At 72.7% G+C, this 23,913-nt stretch carries 19 protein-coding genes and 2 tRNA genes; 6 read left to right on the top strand and 15 right to left on the bottom strand.

Annotated elements, in window-relative coordinates; genetic code table 11:
- The first annotated feature begins 170 nt into the window (after nucleotides 1-170).
- Nucleotides 171-1,436 carry a ferric reductase-like transmembrane domain-containing protein gene (locus tag IE94_RS0121940; RefSeq protein WP_030186913.1) on the top strand — a complete coding sequence of 422 codons (1,266 nt, stop codon included), beginning with the start codon at nucleotides 171-173 and terminating at the stop codon, nucleotides 1,434-1,436.
- Nucleotides 1,433-3,043 carry an NADH-quinone oxidoreductase subunit NuoF family protein gene (locus IE94_RS0121935; protein WP_030186911.1) on the top strand — a complete coding sequence of 537 codons (1,611 nt, stop codon included), beginning with the start codon at nucleotides 1,433-1,435 and terminating at the stop codon, nucleotides 3,041-3,043. The genes IE94_RS0121940 and IE94_RS0121935 overlap by 4 nt, the downstream gene beginning before the upstream one ends.
- A 43-nt stretch (nucleotides 3,044-3,086) precedes the next feature.
- Here IE94_RS0121935 and IE94_RS0121930 read toward each other — a convergent pair.
- The 10 genes from IE94_RS0121930 to IE94_RS39370 form a co-directional block, all read right to left on the bottom strand.
- Nucleotides 3,087-3,159, bottom strand: a tRNA-Ala gene (locus IE94_RS0121930).
- Nucleotides 3,160-3,277: 118 nt separating this feature from the next.
- Nucleotides 3,278-3,511 (bottom strand): hypothetical protein, encoded by a 234-nt coding sequence (locus IE94_RS0121925; protein WP_003976229.1) that lies wholly within the window; start codon nucleotides 3,509-3,511, stop codon nucleotides 3,278-3,280.
- 3 nt (nucleotides 3,512-3,514) lie between these two features.
- Nucleotides 3,515-3,688: a hypothetical protein gene (locus tag IE94_RS39380; RefSeq protein WP_104632996.1), complete on the bottom strand. Its 174-nt coding sequence runs from the start codon at nucleotides 3,686-3,688 to the stop codon at nucleotides 3,515-3,517.
- A 201-nt stretch (nucleotides 3,689-3,889) separates the two neighbouring features.
- Nucleotides 3,890-3,962 (bottom strand) — tRNA-Ala (locus IE94_RS0121915).
- Nucleotides 3,963-4,070: 108 nt separating this feature from the next.
- Nucleotides 4,071-4,742 carry a histidine phosphatase family protein gene (locus IE94_RS0121910; RefSeq protein ID WP_030186908.1) on the bottom strand — a complete coding sequence of 224 codons (672 nt, stop codon included), beginning with the start codon at nucleotides 4,740-4,742 and terminating at the stop codon, nucleotides 4,071-4,073.
- Complete coding sequence (rsfS, locus tag IE94_RS0121905) at nucleotides 4,739-5,185, bottom strand: ribosome silencing factor (protein WP_030186907.1); 447 nt, start codon at nucleotides 5,183-5,185, stop codon at nucleotides 4,739-4,741. Before rsfS ends, IE94_RS0121910 begins: the two co-directional genes overlap by 4 nt.
- A gap of 94 nt (nucleotides 5,186-5,279) precedes the next feature.
- A complete protein-coding gene (locus tag IE94_RS0121900) occupies nucleotides 5,280-7,088 on the bottom strand; it encodes an LCP family protein (protein ID WP_030186906.1) in 1,809 nt (602 codons plus the stop codon).
- Nucleotides 7,089-7,104: 16 nt separating this feature from the next.
- A complete protein-coding gene (gene nadD, locus IE94_RS0121895; RefSeq protein WP_030186904.1) occupies nucleotides 7,105-7,806 on the bottom strand; it encodes a nicotinate-nucleotide adenylyltransferase in 702 nt (233 codons plus the stop codon).
- Nucleotides 7,807-7,865: 59 nt separating this feature from the next.
- Nucleotides 7,866-8,033, bottom strand: coding sequence for a hypothetical protein (locus tag IE94_RS39375; protein WP_030186902.1), 168 nt, complete (start codon nucleotides 8,031-8,033; stop codon nucleotides 7,866-7,868).
- A 142-nt stretch (nucleotides 8,034-8,175) separates the two neighbouring features.
- Entirely contained in the window at nucleotides 8,176-8,337 is a 162-nt protein-coding gene (locus IE94_RS39370; protein ID WP_030186901.1) for a hypothetical protein, read from the bottom strand.
- Between the two features lie 141 nt (nucleotides 8,338-8,478).
- On the opposite strand from IE94_RS39370, the gene IE94_RS0121880 reads away from it, so the two are divergent.
- The gene (locus IE94_RS0121880) at nucleotides 8,479-9,654 is read left to right on the top strand and encodes a M48 family metallopeptidase (protein WP_037923226.1); all 1,176 of its coding nucleotides are present in this window, start codon (nucleotides 8,479-8,481) and stop codon (nucleotides 9,652-9,654) included.
- A gap of 14 nt (nucleotides 9,655-9,668) precedes the next feature.
- Here IE94_RS0121880 and IE94_RS0121875 read toward each other — a convergent pair whose 3' ends face one another.
- From IE94_RS0121875 to proB, 5 genes are all read right to left on the bottom strand, one after another.
- A complete protein-coding gene (locus tag IE94_RS0121875) occupies nucleotides 9,669-10,739 on the bottom strand; it encodes an SCO2583 family membrane protein (RefSeq protein WP_030186897.1) in 1,071 nt (356 codons plus the stop codon).
- A gap of 85 nt (nucleotides 10,740-10,824) precedes the next feature.
- A complete protein-coding gene (locus tag IE94_RS0121870; RefSeq protein WP_030186896.1) occupies nucleotides 10,825-11,394 on the bottom strand; it encodes an SCO2584 family spore wall biosynthesis protein in 570 nt (189 codons plus the stop codon).
- Between the two features lie 124 nt (nucleotides 11,395-11,518).
- Nucleotides 11,519-12,805 carry a glutamate-5-semialdehyde dehydrogenase gene (locus tag IE94_RS0121865; protein ID WP_030186895.1) on the bottom strand — a complete coding sequence of 429 codons (1,287 nt, stop codon included), beginning with the start codon at nucleotides 12,803-12,805 and terminating at the stop codon, nucleotides 11,519-11,521.
- A 73-nt stretch (nucleotides 12,806-12,878) separates the two neighbouring features.
- Complete coding sequence (locus IE94_RS0121860; RefSeq protein ID WP_342450763.1) at nucleotides 12,879-13,271, bottom strand: hypothetical protein; 393 nt, start codon at nucleotides 13,269-13,271, stop codon at nucleotides 12,879-12,881.
- Between the two features lie 273 nt (nucleotides 13,272-13,544).
- Nucleotides 13,545-14,648, bottom strand: coding sequence for a glutamate 5-kinase (proB, locus tag IE94_RS0121855; protein WP_030186891.1), 1,104 nt, complete (start codon nucleotides 14,646-14,648; stop codon nucleotides 13,545-13,547).
- Nucleotides 14,649-14,938: 290 nt separating this feature from the next.
- Between proB and IE94_RS0121850 the strand changes: the two genes are divergently transcribed.
- From IE94_RS0121850 to IE94_RS0121840, 3 genes are all read left to right on the top strand, one after another.
- On the top strand, nucleotides 14,939-17,134 hold the full coding sequence (locus IE94_RS0121850) for a hypothetical protein (protein WP_342450762.1): 2,196 nt from the start codon (nucleotides 14,939-14,941) through the stop codon (nucleotides 17,132-17,134).
- Nucleotides 17,135-17,733: 599 nt separating this feature from the next.
- Nucleotides 17,734-19,965, top strand: a complete 2,232-nt coding sequence (locus IE94_RS0121845) for a bifunctional glycosyltransferase/CDP-glycerol:glycerophosphate glycerophosphotransferase (RefSeq protein ID WP_030186888.1) — start codon at nucleotides 17,734-17,736, stop codon at nucleotides 19,963-19,965.
- A gap of 23 nt (nucleotides 19,966-19,988) precedes the next feature.
- Nucleotides 19,989-23,552, top strand: a complete 3,564-nt coding sequence (locus IE94_RS0121840; RefSeq protein WP_030186887.1) for a bifunctional glycosyltransferase/CDP-glycerol:glycerophosphate glycerophosphotransferase — start codon at nucleotides 19,989-19,991, stop codon at nucleotides 23,550-23,552.
- Nucleotides 23,553-23,913 lie beyond the last annotated feature (361 nt).

The following is a 23,913-nucleotide window of genomic DNA, read 5'->3' as shown; positions in this document are numbered from 1 at the left end:
CCCTACCCGCCGGTATGGCGCCACTTAGAGTGCGGCAGCGGGACCGCTTTCCCGAACCGCTCCGGAGTTGCCCCCATGAACTCTCCCCCGATGAACCCTCCCCCGAGGCACCCGCGCGACCCCGGCTCGCCGCCTCCCGTGACGTCCCTGGCGTGCGGAGGTCCGTCGTCATGACGAACGACAGCACGGTGGACGACACCTTCGCCCAGTTCCTGAACTTCGGCGCCGGCGTCCTCTCCCTCGTCCTCCTCAGCTGCTCGGTGATCTGGGGTCTGCTTGCCCAGGACCGGATCGTCCTCGACACCCGGCAGCGGATCCTGGCCCAGGCCGTGCACCGGACCACCGCCGTCGCCTCGGTCGTCCTCCTGCTGGTGCACATCGTGGTCAAGCTGGTCCTGGACCACACCACGTGGGTCGCCGCGGTCCTCCCGTTCGGGCTCCTGGCCACGGACGACGAGGCGTTCGGCGGCCGGGCCGTCCTCATCGGCTTCGGCACCCTGGCCAGCATGCTCATGATCTTCGTCGGAGTCACCGGAGCCCTGCGCAACCGCTTCGCCTCGCCGGCCCCGGTGGCCGCCCGCTGGCGGGCCATGCACATGCTCGCCTACCCGGCGTGGTGCCTGGCCCTGCTGCACGGCCTCTACGCGGGTCGCGCGGCGAAGCCGGTCTTCGTGGTCCTGTACGCCCTGTCCGTGGCCGGCGTCATGGCGGCCCTGGCGCTGCGCGCGGCACCCCGTCCGGTCAAGCGCGAGGTCGCCGACCGGATCGCGGGCCTCTTCGGGACCGGGGAGCGGCCCGCGCGGCAGGAGCAGGCGGAGATCCGGCCGAGGGACACCGCGCCCCTGCCGGGCCACGAGCACGCCGGGGCCCCGCCCTCGCGCGGCGCGTCCCCGTCCGCCCCGCTGTACGAGTCGGCGGAGCGCCTCACTCCCCCCGAGCCCACCAGCGGCTTCGCGGCGGCCTACCGCGCCGTGTCCGGTCCCCCGGGCCCGCGCCGGGCGCCGCTGACGGCCGACCCGGCCGCGTCCGCCCAGCCGCCGCCGGACCTGCGGCCCACCGAGGCGATGCCGGTCGTGGACGGCGGCGCCGGCACCCCGGGCGGCTGGCCCGTGCCGTCGCCGCCCCCGGTCGGCGAGGCGCCCCCGTCGGCCTACGACCCGCTCAACGACACGGGACACACCATCCCGGTCTACGGCGGTCCGGGCGCGGCGGACCACTCCGCGAGCCACGCCGCGCAGTACGCCTCCGGCTACGGCTCGAGTGACGTGTACGACACCCGTGAGACGAACGCGGTCCACGACACGTACTACCCGGACGACACGTACAACAGCGGTCCCGCCCCCGAACCAACCCCCGGTGTGCCCTCGCCGTCCCACGACTTCGGCGCACCGGGTTCCGGTGAACCTTGGAACACGCCTTCCGGAGGCTTGAAGTGAACGAGGCCCTGCCCGACGTCCCAGAGGTCCGCGTGGTCGGGCTTCCCCAGCTCACGTCGGGCTTCGACCTTGTCGAGCGGCTGGATCTGCCGATGCACCTCAAGGTGCACGGTCCGCTCGAACCGATGGGCGGGGAGCAGCTCGCGCAGCTCTCCGAACGCATCAACCTGAAGGGCCGCGGCGGCGCGGGCTTCCCCTTCCACAAGAAGCTGCGCTCGGTGGCCGAGGCGGCGATCAAGCGCGGCGTACGGCCGGTCGTGGTGGTCAACGGCAGTGAGGACGAACCGGCCTGCCGCAAGGACACGGTGCTGATCAACCGCGCCCCGCACCTGATCCTGGACGGCGCGCTGCTGTGCGCCGAGGCCATGGGCGCCCGCACACTGGTCATCGGGGTCACCCGCGAGTCCACGCAGCGCTCCATGGAGGCCGCCCTCGCCGAGCGCGGCCTGAGCAACGGCCGCCGGTCCGCCCTCCGCGCGCGCGTGCAGCGCAATCCGGTGCGCATGGTCACCGGCGCGGCGGCCTCGCTGATCCGCTCCATCGACGGCGGCCCGGCGATCCCGCCCGGCCGCAAGGTGAGCGCCTCCCGGAGCGGCGTGGGCGGCGCACCCACCCTGCTGTCCAACGCCGAGACCTTCGCCCAGCTGGCGATCGCCGCCCGCATCGGCCCGGAGCGCTACGGCAACACCGGGCTGTACGACGAGCCGGGCACCGTGCTGCTCACGGTCTCCGGCGCGGTGGCCCGCCCCATGGTGATCGAGGTCCCGACGGGCGTGCCGCTGCGCTACGTCCTCCAGCTGGCCGGCGCCCCGCCGGTGCCGCAGGGGGTGCTGACCGGCGGCTACCACGGCAAGTGGATCGACGCGGCGACCGTCGACGAGGCGATCGTCTCCCGCACCTCGCTCCAGCAGGTCGGCGGCTCGCTCGGGGCGGGCGCGATCCTGCCGATCGGTCAGAACACCTGCCCGCTGGGCGAGTCGCTGCGGGTGGCGCAGTGGCTGGCCGAGGAGAGCGCCGGCCAGTGCGGGCCCTGCTACCTGGGCCTGCCGGCCGCCGCGCGGGGGCTGGAGGACATCCTGAACGGCGGTGGCCCGGCCGCCCTGGAGGCGGTCAAGCAGGTCGCGAAGAACGTGAAGCGGCGCGGCGCCTGCTCGCACCCGGACGGCTCGGCGATGTTCCTGGAGTCGACCGTCAAGGCGTTCACGGACGACCTGGCCGCCCATGTCCTCGGCAACGGCTGCGGTCGGCCCGTGGAGGGCGTCCTGCCGCTCTTCGAGACGGGCAGGGCTCCGACCGGCGTCCCGGGCGGCGGGGAGGAGAACGGCCCCAGCCGTCAGAAGATCTTCGTCGACTGGACGCTGTGCCGGGGGCACGGGCTGTGCGCGGACATCCTGCCGGAGGTCTTCCAGCTCGGCGCCGACGGCTTCCCGACCGTCGCGCAGGCCGAGGTGCCGCGTTTCGCGGAGGCCAAGGCGGTGCGTGCGGTGCGCCGCTGCCCGGCGCTGGCGCTGCGCATCGAGGAGGACACCCGCGGACAGGCGCCGTCCTCGCGCGGCAACCTGCCGGTGCTGTCCCAGGGCCGGGGCCGCCGGGCGCTCGGCCGCTGAGACACGAACAAACCCCCCGGACACGATCCGGGGGGTTTCCCTGTGGAGCTAAGGAGAATTGAACTCCTGACCTCCTGCATGCCATGCAGGCGCTCTACCAACTGAGCTATAGCCCCTTGCCCTTCATCCGCCCGGTCTCCCCGGCGGCGACGCCAACATTACACGGTCCACCGGGCACAACACCAAATCGTTTCCGCTTTGCCCGTTCTGCCCTCTTGCGGGGTCGTTCCGCCGTCAGGCCGTCACGAACGAGTAGAAGCGTTTGAGCGTGCAGTGCTCCTCCAGGAGCCGGCCGTAGATCGGTTCACCCTCGAGCTCGCGGTACGTCTCGATGGGGTCGCCCTTTATGATCAGCGCCCGCGCGCATTCCTCGCACCAGTACTGGTAGTCGGGGTTGACCGGCTCCATGTCGCGCACGATGGGCGTACCGCTGCCGCACCAGTCGCACTTCCGCCTGTGTGCACCCATCGATCAGCTCCAGCTGTGGCCGCAGGCCGTGCACACGTAGGAGATCCCGCCGTTGTCGCCGAGGACTTGGGCCACATGACCGGAACCGCAGGAGGGGCAGCTGAGACGGGTGACCGTGTTCCGTGCCACCGCTCCGCCGAGGAGGTGACCGACCTCCTCGAGGATGCTCCCAGGCATCGCCACTCCCTCCCGTCGGGCCGCGGTCCCCTTCCGGCCGTTTGATTCTGCCACGGCCGGGCCGACCCGGTCAGCGACGCCTCAGTACCGGTCCGGACACGGAGTCCCCCCGACGTATACGCCTGTGGGACGCGTGTTGCTCAAGTGGGCGGGGACGAAAAATCCCGCCCCCCGAAGGGGACGGGATTCGTCCGTGGGCTGTGGAGCTAAGGAGAATTGAACTCCTGACCTCCTGCATGCCATGCAGGCGCTCTACCAACTGAGCTATAGCCCCTGGTGCCACGCGACCGGAGTCGCATGGTCCTGCTCCTCGTCCGCTCCGCTCGGCGGGGCGAACAAGAAGAACTTTAGCCTGCGACCTGCCGGAAAGTGAAATCGCGGTTCAGACGTCGTCGCCGATCACCGGCTCCGGCAGGGTGCCGGCGTTGTGCTCCAGCAGGCGCCAGCCCCGGGCGCCCTCGCCCAGCACGGACCAGCAGCAGTTGGTCAGGCCGCCGAGGCTCTCCCAGGTGTGCGGCTCCAGGCCCAGCAGACGGCCGAGGGTGGTGCGGATCGTGCCGCCGTGGCTGACCACGACGAGGGTGCCGTCCTCGGGGAGCTTCTCGGCGTGCCGCAGCACCACGGGGGCGGCCCGGTCGGCGACCTCGGTCTCCAGCTCGCCGCCGCCGCGGCGCACGGGCTCGCCGCGCTTCCAGGCCGCGTACTCCTCGCCGTGCCGGGCGATGATCTCCTCGTGGGTCAGGCCCTGCCAGACGCCCGCGTAGGTCTCCCGCAGGCCCTCCTCCAGGGTCACCTCCAGGCCGGTGAGCACGGACAGCTCGGCGGCCGTGTTCGCGGCGCGCGCGAGGTCGGAGGCGACGATCGCGTCGGGCCGCAGGTGCACCAGCAGCCCGGCGGCCCGGCGGGCCTGGGCGACGCCGGTCTCGGTCAGCTCGACGTCCGTGCTGCCCTGGAAGCGCCGCTCCACGTTCCACGCGGTCTGGCCGTGCCGCCACAGGATGACGCGGCGGCCGCGGCCCGGCCTGCCCGCGGTCACCTCTCCGGTGGCGCTCACCGCCAGTCCTCGTCGGTCCGCGTCGCCTCCTCGGCGGCCTGGAGCTTCGCGTGCTCCTCCGCCTTGCCGCGGGTCTCCTTGGCGTCGGCGGGCAGCTCCAGCTCGGGGCAGTCCTTCCACAGCCGCTCCAGGGCGTAGAAGACGCGCTCCTCGCTGTGCTGGACGTGGACGACGATGTCGACGTAGTCGAGCAGGACCCAGCGGGCCTCGCGGTCGCCCTCGCGACGCACCGGCTTGGCGCCGAGTTCCTTGCTCAGCCGCTCCTCGATCTCGTCGACGATCGACTTGACCTGGCGGTCGTTGGGCGCGGAGGCCAGCAGGAAGGCGTCCGTGATCGACAGGACGTCGCTGACGTCGTAGGCGATGATGTCGTGCGCGAGCTTGTCGGCCGCCGCCTGGGCGGCGGCGTTGATGAGTTCGATGGAGCGGTCGGTCGCGGTCACTGCCTGGCTTTCGGGTCGGCGGTCGGTTGACCTCAAGGGTCTCACGACCGCCGACACGGGCCCACGTGGCGAGCGCCCGCCGCCCGCCGCCCCCCTACGACGCCGGCTTGTAGTCCTGGCCGAGCACCACCGAGACCCGCGCGTTCGCGGAGACCTTCCCCTGGGTGACGGAGCCCGTGGGCAGGCCCAGGGTCTTGGCGACCTCGACGGCGTTCTCCTTGTCGGCGGCCTCGGCGTAGACGACCTCCGAGGTGGCCTCGGTGCCCGAGGCGGTGCCGCCCGACACGAAGGTGAAGCCGCCGTTGAGAAGGACGACGCGGGCCTTGCCGGTGCGGTCCTCGGCGCCGGTGGCGTTGCGGACGGAGACGGTGACGGCCGCGTCCTTGTCGGGGCTCTTGGCGGTGCCGCCGAGGACGTCCTTGACGACGCTGTCACTGGCCTCGGCGCTGAGCCCGCCGTCGTCCTGGACCGGCAGCAGCGCGGTCTTGAAGTCGCCGCCCTTGGCGCGGTCGGAGAGCCCGGCGAGGAAGGTGCCGAGGTCCTTCTCGGTCAGCGGCGGGTCGAGGATCATCCCCATGGTCTGCACGGTGGTCGTCGCCGCCTGCGGGTCGGAGGACAGCTTGCGCAGCACGCCCTGCATGACCTGCCCGAACCGCTGCAACTGGGCGTTCGCGTCCTCGCCCTTGCCGCGGTAGGTGGCGTAGGCGACGGCCATCTTGCCGCTGAGGGTCTGGCCCTCGCCCTTGCGCACCAGGGGCGCGGCGGTCTTGTCCTTGGACTCCGGGTCGGGGACGTCGGCGTCGGTGTCGACCTCGATGTTGCCGACCAGGTCGACGAGGATCTGGAGGTAGGGGGTGTCCAGGCGCCAGGTGCCCTCGATGTCGGTGCCGAGGGCGGAGTCGAGCGCGGTGCGGGTCGCGTCGGGGCCCTCGTCGTCGACGGACTTGGCGAGCGTGGTGGTGCTGCCGTCGTCGCCGGTCAGGGCGAACGCGTTGGGCACCAGCACGGCGGTGCCCTGCTTGGTGGTGGTGTTGTTCACCAGGAGCGCGGTGGAGGTGCCGCCGCCCCTGGTGTCGTGCAGGTGGAGGGCGATGACGTCGCGCTTCTGGGCGCCGGCCGCCGTCGTCGCGCCGCTCTTGTCGTCGGAGGAGGACAGTCCGGGCAGCTTCCCGGCGTACCAGAGGTAGCCGACGCCGCCGACCGCGACCAGCGCCAGGACGACGACCAGGGCGACGACGCGCGAGCGGGCGCGCCGTCGGGCCTCCTCACGGCGCTCGGTGCGGTTCTCCGTGAACTTCATCCAGTCGATGACGTCCTCGGAGTCGCCGGTCGGCTCCTCGACGAAGGCGAACTGCTCGGTGCGGTAGTCCCCGCCGGGTTCGGCGGCCTCGCGGTGCTCCGCGCGCTCCCGCTGCTCGGGCGGCCCGGCCTGCTGCGGGATGTGGGCGGTCTGCTCGGCGACCCGGGGCTGCGGCCCGCTGGTCGCGGCCTGCCCGTACGGGTCGTACGGCGGCCGGGGGGCCGGGGCGCCCCCGTGCGGGCCGGCCGGGTGGCCGCCGTGGCCCCCGTAGCCGGGCGCGGGCGGTTGCGCCGGCTGCTGCCCGGTGTCGTAGCCGCCCTGGGAGCCGTAGGGGTCGTAGGGCTGCTGGACCGGCTGCTGGGCACCCGTGGCGTACGGGTCGTAGCCGTAGCCCTGCTGCCCGTACTGCTGACCGTGCTGTCCCGCCTGCCCGTACTGCTGGCCCTGCCGGGCCTGCTGCCCGTACGGGTCGTACTGCTGCTGGTGGCCGGGCTGGGCGTGGCCCCGCCCCTGGGCCTGGCGGTACACGGGGCGGCCGTACTCGTCGTAGCCGACGAGTTCGTACTGGTCGTCGCCGTGTCCCGCGTCGTATCCGTCGTTCACCGGTGCCCCTCTCGGCTCACTCGCCGCGGTACAGGTGGCGTTTGTCGATGTAGCGCACGACTCCGTCGGGCACCAGGTACCAGACGGGATCGCCCTTGGCGACTCTCGCACGGCAGTCTGTGGAGGAGATGGCGAGGGCGGGCACCTCCACGAGCGAGACACCGCCCTTGGGGAGTCCGGCGTCCGTGAGGGTGTGGCCGGGCCGGGTGACGCCGATGAAGTGGGCGAGGGAGAACAGCTCCTCGCTGTCGCGCCAGGTGAGGATCTGGGCGAGGGCGTCGGCGCCGGTGATGAAGAACAGGTCCGCGTCCGGGTTGAGGGCGCGCAGGTCGCGCAGGGTGTCGACGGTGTAGGTGGGGCCGCCGCGGTCGATGTCGATGCGGCTGACGGAGAACTGCGGGTTCTCGACGGTCGCGACGACCGTCATCAGATAGCGGTCCTCGGCCGCGGAGACCGCGCGGTGGCTCTTCTGCCACGGCTGCCCGGTCGGCACGAACACCACCTCGTCGAGCCGGAACTGCGCGGCGACCTCGCTGGCGGCCACCAGGTGGCCGTGGTGGATCGGGTCGAAGGTGCCGCCCATGACGCCCAGCCGCCGCCTGCCCGACGGGCCCTCGGCCGGGCCGTCGACCGGTCCGGCGGCGCGGGCGGGCACCGCGTTCTGCGTGCCGCGCGCCGGCGCGTGCGCCGGGCCGGTAGGCGTCTCGTGCTCTCCCATGCGAGCAGACCCTACCGGCCCGCCCGGAGCGACCCGGTCGCGCCCACTGGGCCGCGGGCTCAGCGGTCGCGGTTGAACCGGGTGGTGATCCACAGCAGGAGCAGCAGGATGACGAACGCGCCGATGCCGGTGACGTAGGGGCTGAGGCTCTCGTGGTTGCCGCCGTGCTCCTCGCCGCCCTCGGCGGCGAGGGTGACGAACTGGGTGGCGCTGGGAGGAAGGCTCATCTTCGGCAGGACCTATCCGGTGTGGGCGGGACTGGACGTCCGCTCATCGTATGCGGGCGCCCCGCGGGCGATCACGCCGACTCCGCCGTTGGGGACGGGCGGCGGCGGGGGATTGGCGGGTCCGGGGAACCTTCGGATCTCCTCAGTCGTCCTTCTGCTTGTACCCCCGCAGCAGGAACCACGCGGTCAGCACGCAGCCCACCACCATGACGATCAGGACGATCCGGAGCAGATTCCCCGGCCCCTGCTGTTCGGCGGCGGTCGCGGCCCCGGCGAGCCAGTCGGGGTGCGGGATGTGCTGCATGGCGTGGACTCCTTAGACGTACTGCCCGTCCACGGTATCTCCGCCTAGGCTGGGCCCGGCTCGGGGGGCGCAAAGGGCCGCACAAGGGTTCGCAAAGACCATACGTACGTCCGGGTCACACCTACGCGCATGGGGGAAGAGATGTCCGACGGCCACCACACCGGGCACGAGCACGTGCCGAGCCGGCAGCGCAGGCGCTTTCCCGGGATCTCCTCGCGTGCGTACGAGCACCCGGCCGACCGCAGTGCCCTGGTGGCGCTGCGCAGGCTGAGCGGCTTCGACACGGTCTTCAAGGCGCTCAGCGGGCTGCTGCCCGAGCGGAGCCTCAGGCTGCTGTTCCTGTCCGACTCGGTGCGCGTCTCGGACCGGCAGTTCGCCCATCTGAACGTCATGCTGCGCGACGCCTGCTACATCCTGGACCTGGAGAAGGTCCCCCCGATGTACGTCAACCAGGACCCGGTGCCGAACGCGATGTGCATCGGCCTGGACGAGCCGATCATCGTCGTCACCACGGGCCTGGTCGAGCTGCTCGACGAGGAGGAGATGCGGGCGGTCGTCGGGCACGAGGTGGGGCACGCCCTGTCCGGGCACGCGGTCTACCGCACCATCCTGCTCTTCCTGACCTCCCTCGCCGTCCGGGTCGCCTGGATCCCGCTGGGCAACGTGGCGATCATGGCGATCGTGACCGCGCTGCGCGAGTGGTTCCGCAAGTCGGAGCTGTCCGCCGACCGTGCGGGTCTGCTGGTCGGCCAGGACCTCCAGGCGTCCATGCGGGGCCTGATGAAGATCGCGGGCGGCAACCACCTGCACGAGATGAACGTGGACGCGTTCCTGGAGCAGGCCGAGGAGTACGAGGCGGGCGGCGACCTGCGCGACTCGGTGCTGAAGATCCTGAACGTGCTGCCCCGCTCGCACCCGTTCACCACGGTGCGGGCCGCCGAGCTGAAGAAGTGGGCGGCCTCCCGGGACCACCAGCGGATCATGGACGGCCACTACCCGCGGCGTGAGGAGGACAAGGACACCTCGGTGCGGGACTCCTTCCGGGAGTCGGCGTCCCACTACGCCACGCATGTGCGCGGCTCCAAGGACCCGCTGATGAAGCTGGTCAACGACATCGCGGGCGGCGCCGGTGACCTCGGCGACCGGATGCGCCGGGGCTTCGGCGGCTTCACGGGCTCCCAGCCGAGGCCGCCCAAGGACGGGGGCGGACCGGCGGAAGGGCCCGAGGGCGAGGGGGGCACCGGGGGCCCGGAGGCGCCCGGGGGGCCTCGGCGCCCCGGTGACGGCGGCCCGGAGTCCGCGCGCGACGGCGCCTGATCTGCCCCGCTCACTCACACCTGCGGCTGGGCGCTCGCCGCGAGGCTGCCGCACAGGGCCGTGGCCTCGCCGGACGTGTACGGGTCGGTGCCGTCCGGGACGCCGACTGCGGCCTTCTGTCCGGCCAGCAGCGGGCGGAGCTGGTTCGCCGTGTCGTCGGCGCAGGACAGCGGCCCGGCCTGGACGGAGGAGGCGACGAGCCGGGTCTGGTGCAGCCGCAGGTCCTCCCGGTCGAAGCGGAAGTGCAGCTCGCGCCGGACGGTGAACAGCGACGTCTCGGCCCGGGCGTCGCCGGGCGGCCGCAGCGCGTACACCATGGTGTGGTCGGCGGTGACCTCCAGCGTGGACGCGTCGCTCTCCACGGTGCGCAGGCTGCCGTCCACCCGGATCCCGGGGTCGGCCAGCTCGGCCCGGGCCGGGTCGAAGCGGATCAGCCACCCGGTCGGGGCGTGGCGGCCGTCCGCGGCGGGCCTGTCGAAGCTCTCGTCGAACTGGGGGAGCTGGTCGGGGTCCAGCAGCACCCGCACCGAGCGGACGTCCTCGCCGCCGAGCACGTCCGGGTCGAGCGCCGAGCGGACGATGTAGTTCTTCGCCGTGGTGAGCGCGCTGAAGACCTGGTCCTCGGAGAAGTGCGCCGTGCGCCGGGCCCCCGGCAGCGGGATGCCCTGGGCCGCGGTCCTGAAGTGCGCGGCGGGGCTGTGCGCGTACAGGAACGCGGCGTCGTCGGCGCCGGGCACGCGGTCCCGCGGGGCGAGCGGGACGACGCTCATCCGCACCGGCTCGGCCGTCCGCTGCCCGGCGGAGCTCTGGTAGGGGTGCCGTACACCCATGTAGATGGCGGTGCCGAAGGCGACGGCGATCAGCAGGACGAGGATCAGCGCCTGCCGGGACAGTCCGGCCCGGCGCAGGGGCGGCCGGCGGCGCACGGCGGGAGCGTGGTCGGTGATGCGCTCCTGGGCGGAGAACTCCTGGAGCCGGGCAGCGCGCACGAACGATTCGTCGAAGACGACGGATCGGTACTCGTCCTCTCCGCCTCCGGGCGCGCCCTCGGGCGTTCCTCCGGGCGGACCGCCAAGCCCTGCCATACCTTCAGAGTGGGTCTGCGGAAGGTCGCGTAAACGCGCCGCCACAGGTCAAGTTGGGACAGCTTGCCACCGTCCCGGGGGCAGGTCAGGGACTGCGCGGAAGCACCGAGACGGCGGGCTGGGAGTACTCGGCGGAGGCCGAGGGCGTCGCGGCGCCGCCCTGCTCCGGGCCGGTGGAGGCGGGCGGCGGCACCCGCTGCGGGCCGCCGCCCGAGGACGCGCCCCGGTAGACGGCCACGAAGGCCAGCGCGACCATGCCGATGCCCATGGCCAGGGCGAGCAGCCAGGCGACGGGTCGGTGCCAGCGGACCTGCTTGCCGTAGGCCGCGGGAGCGCCGTACGGGCGGTCCAGGGGGTCGCGGTCGTCGTCCGGGTCGTCGAGGTCGGGATCATGGCCGAAATCGCCGTACCCGTCGTCGTAGCGCTCGGACCTGCTGCGGCCCCGGCGGGCCGCTTCCGCCTCGGTGGCCTCCGCTCTGGCCTCCGCGGCCGCCAGGAGGCGTTCGACGGCGGTCGGCTCGTGCACCTCGGCCGCCCGCACGAAGGCCTCGTCGAAGACCACGGAGGCGAACTCTTCGTCCGACACCCCGCGGTCGTGGTCGTCGTCGGGCTCCCAGCCGTCCGGGAACGGCGTGCCCCCCACGTCCTCCGGCACGGCTCCAGAGTAGACCTGGGGGGTCGTTTTGGGCAGACGGCGGGGAAATTCATCCAGTGGGTGAGATGCCCCGTTCGGTACGCCCGCGGTGTGCCCGAGGGGTGGCGGGGGGGCGCGCCCGCCGTCAGCGCCGTACGTGCCCGTCGCCGGTGACGATGTACTTCGTGCTGGTCAGCTCGGGCAGCCCCATGGGGCCGCGGGCGTGCAGCTTCTGCGTGGAGATGCCGATCTCGGCGCCGAAGCCGAACTGGCCGCCGTCGGTGAAGCGGGTGGAGGTGTTCACCGCGACCGTGGTGGAGTCGACCAGCTGGGTGAAGCGCCGGGCGGCCTGCTGCGAGGTGGTGACGATGGCCTCGGTGTGTCCGGAGGTCCACAGCCGGATGTGCTCGACCGCCCGGTCCAGGGAGTCGACGACGGCCGCCGCGATGTCGTACGACAGGTACTCGGTCTCCCAGTCCTCGGGCGTCGCCTCGACGACGGTCGCGCCGGAGTCCTTGGCGTGGGCCATCACCCGCTCGTCGGCGTGCACGGTGACCCCGGCCTCGGCGAGCGCGGCCAGCGCGCGGGGCAGGAACTCGGCGGCGATGTCCTGGTGGACCAGGAGGGTCTCGGCGGCGTTGCAGACGCTGACGCGCTGGGCCTTGGAGTTGATCAGGATGTCGACGGCCATGTCGAGGTCGGCCTGGGCGTCGACGTAGACGTGGCAGTTGCCGGTGCCGGTCTCGATGACGGGGACGGTGGACTCCTGGACCACCGTGTTGATCAGTGACGCTCCGCCGCGCGGGATGAGCACGTCGACCAGACCGCGGGCCCGCATCAGCTCGCGCACGCTCTCGCGGCTCTCGCCGGGCACCAGCTGCACGGCGTCGGCGGGCAGCCCGGCCCCGCCCACGGCGTCGCGGACCACCCGGACCAGGGCGGTGTTCGACTGGTAGGCCGAGGACGAGCCGCGCAGCAGGACCGCGTTGCCGGACTTCAGGCACAGGGCGGCGGCGTCGACCGTGACGTTGGGCCGGCCCTCGTAGATGATGCCGACCACGCCGAGCGGGACCCGCACCTGGCGCAGGTCGATGCCGTTGGGGAGGGTGTTGCCGCGCACGACCTCGCCGACCGGGTCGGGCAGGGCGACGACGTCGCGCACGTCGGAGGCGATGGCGCGGACCCGCTCGGGCGTCAGGGTCAGGCGGTCGACGATGGCCTCGCTGGTCCCGGCGGCGCGGGCCTTGGCCACGTCCTGGGCGTTGGCCTCGACGATCTCGCTCGTGCGGACCTCCAGCGCGTCCGCGACGGCGAGCAGCGCGTCGTCCTTGGCGGCCCGCGGCAGCGGCGCGAGGTCGGCCGCGGCGGACTTGGCCCGGTAGGCGGCCCGGGTGACGGGTGACATCGAGTCGTACGGCGAGAGCGTGGTCATGGGGGGAAGGGTAGTGCGCGCGGTCCGGGGGCCGTCCGGTGTCCCATCCCGCGAGATGCGCCCGGGGGACGGGTCAGAACGGGTGAACACCGACGGGTGTCGCCGGGGCGGGCCCGTACCCCGCGGCGATGCGCTGGTGGTAGGTGGCCCGGTCGATGACCTCCAGGCCGACGATCTCCCAGGGGGGCAGTCCCGCGGTCTGCCGGTGCTCGCCCCACAGGCGCAGGGCGACGGCGGCGGCGTCGTGCAGGTCGCGGGCCTCCTCCCAGTACCGGATCTCCGCGTGGTCGTCGGCGTAGCGGCTGGTCAGCAGGAAGGGGTGGTCGTGCGCGAGCTGTTCGAGCGCCCGGCGCACCTCGGTGAGGGGGGCGCGGGCGCCGGAGACGCTGAGGGTGACGTGCCACAGGCGCGGGGTGTGCTCGGGCTCCTCGCCCCGGAAGCGGTCCCCGGCCGCGACGCTGGTCAGGGCGCGCTCCTCGCCGCCCGCCCGGTTCGCGCCCCGGGCGCCGCCGGGGCGCCCGCCCGAGCCGCCGCGGGCGCCCCCGCCCCCGCGGGCGGCGGTACCACCGCGGGGCGCCGCCGTCCCAGGGCGTACTCCGCTCACGACGGCCTCCTTCACGCACACGGCTCGGCCCGGTGGTCGGCCGGACTTGTCCCTGGGGAAAGTTGAGCAGGCCGTGCGAGATCGCGGGGCGGTTTTGCGGAACGTCCACCACCGATTCGGGGACGTTTCGACCCATTACGGGTGCAGGATCACCAGATCGTCTCTGTGTACGACCTCACGTTCGTACGCGGGTCCGAGTTCGCGCGCCAGTTCCCGGGTGGAGCGGCCGATCAGCCGGGGCATCTCCTTGGCGTCGAAGTTGACCACTCCCCGGGCCACCGCCCGGCCGGTGCCGTCCCGCAGCTCGACGGGGTCGCCCGCGGCGAACTCGCCCTCCACGCCCGCGATGCCGGCCGGCAGCAGCGACTTGCGGCCCTCGACGACCGCCCGTACCGCCCCGTCGTCGAGGACGAGCGCCCCCTGCGGGGTGGAGGCGTGCTGGAGCCACAGCAGCCGGTCGGCGGAGCGGCGGCCGGTGGCGTGGAAGTAGGTGCCGGTGTCGCCGCCGGTCAGGGCGTCGGCCGCGTGCACCGCGCTGGTGAGCACCACGGGGATGCCGGCGGCGGCGGCGATCCGGGCCGCCTCGACCTTGGTGACCATGCCGCCGGTGCCGACCCCGGCCTTGCCCGCGCTGCCGATGTCGACCCCCGCGAGGTCGGCCATGTCCCGCACCTCGGCCAGCCGCGAGGTGCCGGGCCTGCTCGGGTCGCCGTCGTAGACGCCGTCCACGTCCGACAGCAGCACCAGCAGGTCGGCGCGGACCAGGTGGGCGACGAGGGCGGCGAGGCGGTCGTTGTCGCCGAAGCGGATCTCGTCGGTGGCGACGGTGTCGTTCTCGTTGACGATCGGGAAGGCGCCCATCGCCAGCAGTTTGTCCAGGGTGCGCGAGGCGTTGCGGTGGTGGGCGCGGCGGCTCATGTCGTCGCTGGTCAGCAGCACCTGGCCGACGCGGACGCCGTAGCGGGCGAAGGAGGCGGTGTAGCGGGCGACCAGCAGCCCCTGGCCGACGCTGGCGGCGGCCTGCTGGCGGGCCAGGTCCCTAGGGCGGCGGCGCAGGCCCAGCGGGGCGAGCCCCGCGGCGATGGCGCCGGAGGAGACGAGGACGATCTCCTTGTCGGTGCCGCGCACCTTGGCCAGCACGTCGACGAGCGCGTCGACCCGGTCGGCGTCCAGGCCGCCCGCGGCGGTGGTCAGCGAGGAGGAACCGACCTTGACGACGATCCTGCGGGCCTCGCCCACGGCCTGCCTTGCCCCTGGCCCTGTCCCCGGCCTTGCCCCTGCCACGGCCCCGTCCGCCTCTCCCGTCGACACACGCCGATCCCTGCGCTCGCCAGGCAATCTACGCGAAGGGGAAGACGCGCCGCACCGGAGTTCACGCTGCGGACAGGGGCTCGGGCCAGGGCTCGGACCGGAGCTCGGACCGGGCGGGGTCGGAGCCGCTCAGGGGCCGGGGGCGGGGCCCGGGTCGAGGCCCGGGGTCAACACGCGCGTGTCGTCGGACGGTCACCGGGCGTTAACCCGGTTGTCCGATGCGCGACGAGCCTGGAGCGATCGCAGTGCCCCTGTCCCTGCCCCGCCGCCGTCTCCCCCGCCCGCCCCGGCCCCTCGGGCGGCCCCGTGGCCTCCGCTTCGGCCTGCCCGGGCGGCGGACGGCCGTGAAGCTGCTGGTCCTGGGCGTGCTCGCGACCGCCTTCGCCGCCCAGGCCCTCGGCGCGCTGCTGCCGCACGTGCCGCTGCTGCTGGCGGCGAGCGCCGGTTCGCTGGCCGCCGAGGGGGCGCTGTACCGGTGGCAGCGGGGCATGGTGTCGCTGTTCGCCAAGTCGCACGCCGACGTCACCGTCCGGCACGTGCTGCGCGACCTGCTGCTCGTGGTGGGTCTGCTGCGCCTCGGCGAGCAGCACCGCGAGGGGGCGTACGCGCCGCTGGTCGCCGGGCTGCTCGTCTTCTACGCGCTGCACTGGGCGATCCAGGCGGTGTCCGTCCTGGTCCGGCGCTCCCGCACGCTGCCGGTGGTCACCCGGAACGTCGACGCGTCCGCGCTGCGGCTGTCCCCGGCGCCCCCGGCACTGCTGCGCCGCCCCGGGCCCCGGCTGGCGGCCTTCGGGCTGCCCGCGACGGCCGGGCTGCTGGCGACGGCGGCGACCGACGCTCCGGTGTGCGGGGCGGCCGGGCTCGCGCTGTCCCTCGCGCTGGCGCTGGCGGGGCTGGGCACGCTGCTGCTGCGGCTGCTGCCGGGGCGCCGACCCGCGGGCGAGCAGGAGGTGCTCGACTGGTTCGAGGCGTGGCTGACGCAGTACCGGCCGACGGTCGGCCTGTACTTCTCGGGCGGGGCGTCCTCGGCGTACCAGGCGAACATGTGGCTGGAGCCACTGGCGCGGCTGGAGGGGCGGCCGGTGATCGTGCTGCGGGAGCGGCACATGGTGCAGCGGATCGCGGCGACCGACATCCCGGTGGTGTGCCTGCCGAAGGTGTCGACGCTGATGCGCCTGGAGCACTCGACGCTCCGTGTCCTCCTCCACCCCTCCAACTCCGGGAAGACCTCCCAGGTCCTGCGCATCCCCACCATCAAGCACGCCTTCGTCAACCACGGGGAGAGCGACAAGCTGTCCTCGTGCAACCCGTACGCGAAGGCGTACGACGAGGTGTGGGTGGCGGGCCCCGCGGCACGCGAGCGGTACGCGCTGGCCGAGGTCGGCGTCGACGACAGGGACGTGGTGGAGATCGGCCGCCCGCAGCTGGACGCCGTCCGGCCGTACGCGGGGCCGCCCGCCCCCGGGGCGTTCACGACCGTCCTGTACGCGCCGACCTGGGAGGGCTGGGACGGCAACCCCGGCAACACCTCGGTGGTCGAGGCCGGGGAGAACCTGGTGCGGGCGCTGCTCGCGGACCCCGGCGTACGGCTGCTGTACAAGCCGCACCCGCTGACCGGGTCGGTGGACCCGCGGGCCCGGGCCGCCGATCTGCGCATCCGCGAGCTGGTGCGGGCGGCGAACCGGGAGCGGGGCGGGCCCCGGCCGCCCGCGTCGGCGGCCACCGCACTGAGTCGGCGGGCGGCGGAGCTGGACCGGCTCACCGCGGCCGGTTTTCGGTCGGCGGCGGACCAGGCGGAGCGCATGCTGCGGCAGCCCGCGCCGCGGCCGGGGCGGGCCGGGGCGGTGCGGCGGGCGGCGGTGGCGTGGGAGGAGGCGTACTGGGCGTCGCTGCCGGCCTGGGAGCACCAGGTCGTCACGGAGGCCCGGCCCTCGCTCTACGCCTGCTTCAACCGGGCCGACCTGCTGATCAGTGACGTGTCGAGCGTGATCAGCGACTTCCTGGCGAGCGGCAAGCCGTACGCGGTCGCCAACACCAGCACGCTGGCCGAGGACGTGTTCCGCAAGTCGTACCCGACGGTGGCGGCGGCGACCGTGCTGGCGCCGGACGCGTCCGGGGTGCCGGCCCTGCTGGCGGCGGTGCGCCATCCGGAGCGGGACGAACTCGCCGGGGAGCGCGCCGCGTTGGCCCGGCGCCTGCTGGGCCCGGCCGAGCCGCCGTCCCGGGAGCGCTTCGCCGGCGCGGTACGCGACCTGTGCGCGGCGGCGGACCGGCACCGGGTCAGGATGGCCGAGCGGCTCGCCGCGGAGCTGCCCGTCCCCGGCCCGCGCCGCGAACCCGCCGGGCCGTCCGCCCCCTCCGCCTCCCCCGCCCCGGCCCCGGCCCCGGCCCCGGAGCAGCGCGGCCACGTCTGAGTCCCGTTCGCTGGGCCGTGGTGTGCACCACACCTGTCACAGCATGGTCACGAATCACGCCCTCCGTCAGGGGCCGTTCGGCACCTCCGCCGGTCACCGGCGGCACCGGCCCGGACACCCGGCCGGTGCCGCGTGCGGACAGCTCGTACGCGGCGAGGTGGGAGTGTCGTGCCCGGCCGCGCCGCAGCCGCACCGGGACACCTCGGTGCCCCGCACCCGCCGCCGTACCCGGCGCCGCCCGTGACCAGCCGCTCGCCCTCGTGCCGTCCGAATCCGCGGCACCCGGTGCGGGCCCTTCCCCGGGCCACCGATATCGAGTCGGGCACATGGGGCGGAAACCGGCTCAAGTCGATAAAGGGGACAGCGGGACCGAATGTGAGGAAGTTCTCCAGCCGCTTCCCCACGGCCCATTCGGGGCGGCCGGTCCGGCCATTTCCCGCTCTGGCGGGGCACAGGGCGTCCGGCTACCGTGCCCGCGGAAACTCCGCGTGAATCCTTTACGCTGATGCGGCGGCGCGCTCCAGGCCCGAGCAGTGCCCGGAGCGCGTTCCGGTCCCAGCCCGCGGTCCCGTGGTCAGTTCTCGGAACAGGTTGTAAGGATGCCCAAGCTCTCTCTCGTTGTCCCCGTGTACAAGGTGCAGGGCTATCTGCCCGAGTGCCTTGACTCCATACTCGGGCAGGACTGCACGGACTACGAGATCATCGCGGTCGACGACTGCTCGCCGGACGGCTCAGGGGCCATTCTCGACGAGTACGCGAAACGGGACACCCGGATTCATGTGATTCACCTCACGGAAAACGTGGGACTGGGTCGCGCACGCAACGCCGGGCTGGAAAAGGCCACCGGCGATTACGTGTTGTTCCTGGACAGTGACGACACGTTGTCCGACGGCGCCCTGTCGGCCGTTCTGGACCGGATCGAGACCGCGGGCGACCCCGAGATCCTGATCTTCGACTACGCGCGTACCTACTGGGACGGCCGCGTCCGCCCGAACCTGCGGGCCGACCTGCTGAAGGAGGAGGGCCCGGACACCTTCTCCCTCGCCGAGCGCCCCCAGTTGCTCGACCTCCTCCAGATCGTGTGGAACAAGGCCTACCGGCGCGACTTCGTCACCCGGACCGGGCTCACCTTCCCGCCCGGGTACTACGAGGACGCCCCCTGGACGTTCTGCTCCCTGATCAGCGCCGAGCGGATCGCCGTCCTCGACCGGGTCTGCGTGCACTACCGGCAGCGGCGCGAGGGCGGCAACATCCTCAAGACGGTCAGCCGCAAGCACTTCGACGTCTTCGACCAGTACCAGCGGGTCTTCGACTACCTGGACACGCACGAGGAACTCGCCGAGTGGCACGGCCCGTTGTTCCGCAAGATGGTCGACCACTACCTGACCGTCCTGGAGCGTCCGGGCCGTCTGCCGCAGGACGCGCGCGCGGAGTTCTTCCACCGCGCCTCGGCCGACTACCGCGCCCGGGTGCCCAAGGGCTTCACCCGCCCCGGCGGGGGCCGCGGCCACAAGTACGGGATGCTGGAGCGCGACGCCTACACCACCATGGTGAGCGCCCTGGCGGCGGTGAAGTTCCGCCAGCGGGTCAAGACCCGCACCCGCACCGCGCTCAACCGCTCCAAGCGCGGCGCGATGGGCGCCTTCTACCAGTCGCAGCTCAGGCTGCCGCTCGACGACAACCTGGTGCTGTTCTCCGCCTACTGGAGCCGCAGCGTCTCCTGCAACCCCGCCGCGATCGACGCCGAACTGGCCCGGCTGGCCCCGCACATGCGCCGGGTGTGGGCGGTCCGCGCGGAGAACGCGGGCCGGGTGCCCAAGGGCGTGAAGGTCGTCCGGGTGGGTTCCCGCGAGTACTGGGCGGCCCTGGCCCGCGCCAAGTACCTCGTGAACAACGTGAACTTCGCGGACTCGGTGGTCAAGCGCGAGGGCCAGATCCATGTGCAGACCCACCACGGCACTCCGCTGAAGACGATGGGCCTGGACCAGCAGAAGTACCCGGCCTCCACCGACATGGACTTCGAGAAACTCCTGGAGCGCTGCGACCGCTGGGACTACAGCATCAGCGCCAACCAGTTCTCGACCGTCGTCTGGGAGCGGGTCTACCCCTGCTCGTACACCACGCTGGAGACCGGCTACCCGCGCAACGACGTCCTCGTCAACGCCACGTCCGAGGACGTGCGCGCGGCCCGCGCCGCGCTCGGGCTGGCCGACGGCGCCAAGGCGTTCCTGTACATGCCGACACACCGCGAGTACCAGCCGGGCTTCACCCCGCCGCTGGACCTGGGCCGGTTCGCCCGTGAACTCGGGCCGGACGTGACGCTGCTGGTGCGCGGCCACTACTTCTACGGCAACTCCCCGCACGTGAACGAGATGCGCCGCACCGGCCGCATCGTCGACGTCTCCGGGCACGCCCGGGTGGAGGAGCTGTACCTCGCGGCCGACGCCCTGATCACGGACTACTCCTCGGCGATGTTCGACTACGCCGTCCTCGACCGCCCGATCATCAGCTACGTCCCCGACTGGGACGTCTACTCCGCGGTGCGCGGCACCTACTTCGACCTGCTCCAGGAGCCGCCCGGCGCGGTGGCCACCACGCAGGCGGAGCTGCTGCGGCTGCTCACCTCCGGCGCCTACGACAGCCCGGAGACCACGGAGCGCCGGGACACCTTCCGCCGGCGTTTCTGCGAATTCGACGACGGACACGCAGCCGAACGGGTGGTGCGGCGCGTCTTCCTCGGTGAAGAGAGCCTGCCGCCCATCGTCCCGTTCGACGAACGCCACCACGCCCCGACCCCCGCCCAGGCGCTCGAACTGGTCGAGCGGGCCTGACCCCGAAAGGAGACCACCAAGCCATGGCCCCTCGGCTCAGTGTCATCGTCCCCATCTACGACGTGGAGCGTTACCTCCCCGCCTGTCTCGACTCGCTCGCGGCACAGACCTTCCGCGACTTCGAGGTCCTGATGGTGGACGACGGTTCACCCGACGGCTCCGCCGCCATCGCCGAGGAGTACGCCTCCCGCGACCCCCGCTTCAAGCTCATACGCAAGGAGAACGGCGGCCTCGGCGCCGCCCGCAACACGGGCATGACCCACCTTGCGCCCGAGTCCGAGTTCCTGACCTTCGTCGACAGCGACGACCTGATCCCGCCGGACGCCTACCGGCTCATGGTCGGCAGCCTCGACGAGAGCGGCTCGGACTTCGCCACCGGCAACGTCTACCACCTCAAGGGCGAGAAGTCCTGGCAGGTGCCGCTGATGCGGATGCTGGCCGGCGAGGCCCGGCTGCGCACCCACATATCCCGCTACGCCAAGCTCGTCGCCGACCGCATCGCCTGCAACAAGGTCTTCCGGCGCACCTTCTGGGAGAAGCACGGCTTCGCCTTCCCCGAGGGCCGGCTGTACGAGGACACCCCGGTCACCATGCGGGCCCACTACCTGGCCGAGAGCGTCGACGTCATCTCGGAGCCCTGCTACTACTGGCGGCTGCGCGAGGGCGAGTCCGCCCCGTCGATCACCCAGCGGCGCACCGACCCGGCGGGCGTGCGCGACCGGGTCACCTCCGTGATGGAGATCAGCGCCTTCCTCGCCGAGCAGCCCGGCGAGACCTACGCCCGCCTCAAGCGCGAGTACGACACCCGCGTCCTCCGCGACGACCTGCGGCTCTTCCTCAACGTGGTGCCGGACGGCGACGAGGAGTACCGCACCGAGTTCCTGCGCTCGGCGAACCGCTTCCTCGACAGCATCGACCCCAAGGTCGTCATGGACCTCCCGGCCGAGCTGCGCGTGCAGTGGCTGCTGGTGCGCAAGCACCAGATGGAGGAGCTGATCGCCCTGCTGGCCGGCCAGCGCCGCCGGGAGACCCCCGAGGTCAGCGGCCTGGTCCGCAAGTACGCCTCCTTCCCCTCCCTGGAGGGTGCGGACCTGCACCTGCCCAAGGGAGCGCTGCGCATCGACCAGCACCTGAACATGCGCGCCCCGCTCCAGGAGGTGAGCTGGTCCGGCGGCAAGCTCGTGCTGTCCGGCAACGCCTGGATCGACAAGATCGACCTGCCCACGCGCAAGGCCTCGGTCAAGGTGCTCCAGCTGCGCAAGGACCGCTCCCGCCGCCGCATCCTGCTGCCGGCCCGCAACCTGCCGCGCCCCGAGGTCACCACCGACTCCGGCCAGGACCGCTACAACTACGAGTGGGCCGGCTGGGAGGTCACCATCGACCCCGCCCGGCTCCGCAAGGGCGGCGAGTGGCAGGAGGCCGTGTGGCACGTGGGCCTGGGCATCTTCGCCTCCGGGCTGGTGCGGCGCCACGCGGTCCACTCCAGCGGCGGCGCGGCCTGCAACTTCCCGCCGTACCACTGGCTGAGCCCGGAATTCCGGATGCTGCCCGCCGTGGAGCGCGGGGCGCTGAAGCTGCGGATCGAGAAGGTCCGCGCCCTGATCACCGGACGTACCCTTGAGGGCGACCGGATCAAGGTCACCGGTGAGATCCGCGAGCCCCTCGCGGCGGACGAGCAGGTGGTCCTGCGGGTCAAGAACCAGAAGGGCGCCGAGACCCTCGAGTACCCCGCCACCGTGGAGCGCGCGGGTCCCGCGCAGTCCTTCTCGGTCGAGGTGCCGGTCGCGGACGTGGCGCTGATCTTCCACGAGGGCGTCGACGAGAAGGCGCAGCCGGAGAAGCGGACCTGGTCCACGGTGCTGGTCGCGACCGGACCGACGGGCACGGAGCGCCGCTTCGGCACCGTGATGCAGGAGGGCCTGGCCGACGCCGAGTTCGCGCTGCCGGCCTCCCTCGGCTCCCAGTCGCACCTGGTGGAGCTGGCCGTCGTGGCGGGCCACACCGGGTTCCTGAAGTTCTCCGGCCGCACCCGCCGCGCCATGATCGACACCGCCACGGTGCGCGACGGCAGGATCGCCCTCACCGGCCACGCCGACCCCCGGCTGTCCGGCGCCCGCTTCCTGCTCAAGCCGCGCAACCGCTACGAGGAGCGCTTCGTCGAGACGCGGTGGCTCGACGGCGGACGCTTCGAGGTGTCCTTCGACCCCTCCCGCCTCGGCGGCAAGGGCGACCTGCCGCTGCGGGCCGGACGCTGGAACCTCTTCCTGCGGCCCGACGAGGAGGGCGTGCCCGACGTGCCCTTCGTGACCGACCGGCTGGCCGCCGACTCGTTCCCGGTGCAGGCCGAACTCGGCGGACGCCGCTACTGGCTGGAGAACCGCTGGGGCGACTTCCCGCAGCTCAACGCCCGTTCCGAGCTGAGCGACCTGGAGCGCGGCCCGTACCGCCAGAAGGAGCTGCGCCAGACGGTGTACGAGCCGCTGTCCCGGCAGCCGCTCAAGGACCAGGTCTTCTACCTGAGTTACAACGGCAAGCAGTTCTCGGACAGCCCGCGCGCGATGTACGAGGAGCTGGTGCGGCGCGGCTCGGACCTGAAGCACCTGTGGGCGGTCCGCGACGGCCAGGTCAACCTGCCGGACGGGGTCGAGAAGGTCCGCATGTGGGGCCGGGAGTGGTACGAGGCGCTGGCCTCCAGCCGCTACATCGTCACCAACGCCCACCTTCCCGACTGGATCGTGCGCCGCCCGGGCCAGTCGATCGTGCAGACCTGGCACGGCACGATGCTGAAGAAGATCGGGCACGACATCGACACCCTGCACTTCGACCGGCGCTACCAGGAGAAGCTGGCGCTGGAGGCCAAGCAGTGGAGCCTGCTGGTGTCCTCCAACCGCTTCAGCACGCCGATCCTGAAGCGGGCGTTCTCCTACGACGGTGAGATCCAGGAGGCGGGCTACCCCCGCAACGACTACCTGTACTCGCCCGAGCGGGACGCGATCGCGGCGCGGGTGAAGGAGGCCCTCGGTCTGCCCGAGGGCAAGAAGGTCGTCCTGTACGCGCCGACCTGGCGCGACGACCAGTCGCACAGCGCCGGGCAGTACCTGTTCGACCTGCGCATCGACCTGGAGGACGCCCAGCGGCGTCTCGGCGACGACCACGTGCTGCTGATCCGCCGCCACTCCAACGTGGTGGACGCGGTGCCGGGCGCGGGCAACGGGTTCGTGTGGGACGCCTCGGAGTACCCGGACATCGCCGACCTGTACCTCGCGGCGGACATCATGATCACGGACTACTCGTCGGTGATGTTCGACTACGCGCACCTGAAGCGGCCGATGCTGTTCTTCACGTACGACCTGGAGCACTACCGGGACACGCTGCGCGGGTTCTACTTCGACTTCGAGCAGGACTCCCCCGGTCCGCTGATCGACAACTCCAAGGAGCTCGTCGACGCGATCCGGGACATCGACCAGGTGCGGGCGGAGTACCAGGAGCGGTTCGACCGCTTCCACCACCTGTTCTGCGACCTGGACGACGGCAACGCGTCCGCGCGGGTCGTGGACCGGATGATCGAGCAGGCGCGGGAGGGCTGACCCGCTGCCGCGAAGGCGGAGACGGCAAGGGGGCGGGCGTGTGGCCCAGCGCCCGGCGGGACTTGCGCACCGCGCGGGTCAGCACGGTCGGCCCGGCGGCCACGGTCTCGCTGATCACCGGGCGGGGGAAGGTGAACACGTTGATCGGCTGGAGGACGTCGGTGCCCAGCTTGGCCAGCGGCACCCGGGGCGCGTCGGGCGCGGTGCGCAGCGACAGGTCCCAGATGACCTCCTTCTCCTCGTCGTCCTCGCCGTGCGCGCGCACCAGCGTGGCGCAGTCCAGGTCGACGGCCACCCAGCCGTCGCCCTCGTCGCGCAGCGGGAAGGTCAGCACCCGCTCCTTGTCCCGGCGGTGCACGGC

It is taken from the genome of Streptomyces violaceorubidus (assembly GCF_000717995.1).
Lineage (GTDB): Bacteria > Actinomycetota > Actinomycetes > Streptomycetales > Streptomycetaceae > Streptomyces > Streptomyces violaceorubidus.
This window is presented reverse-complemented; position numbering and strand designations above follow the sequence as displayed.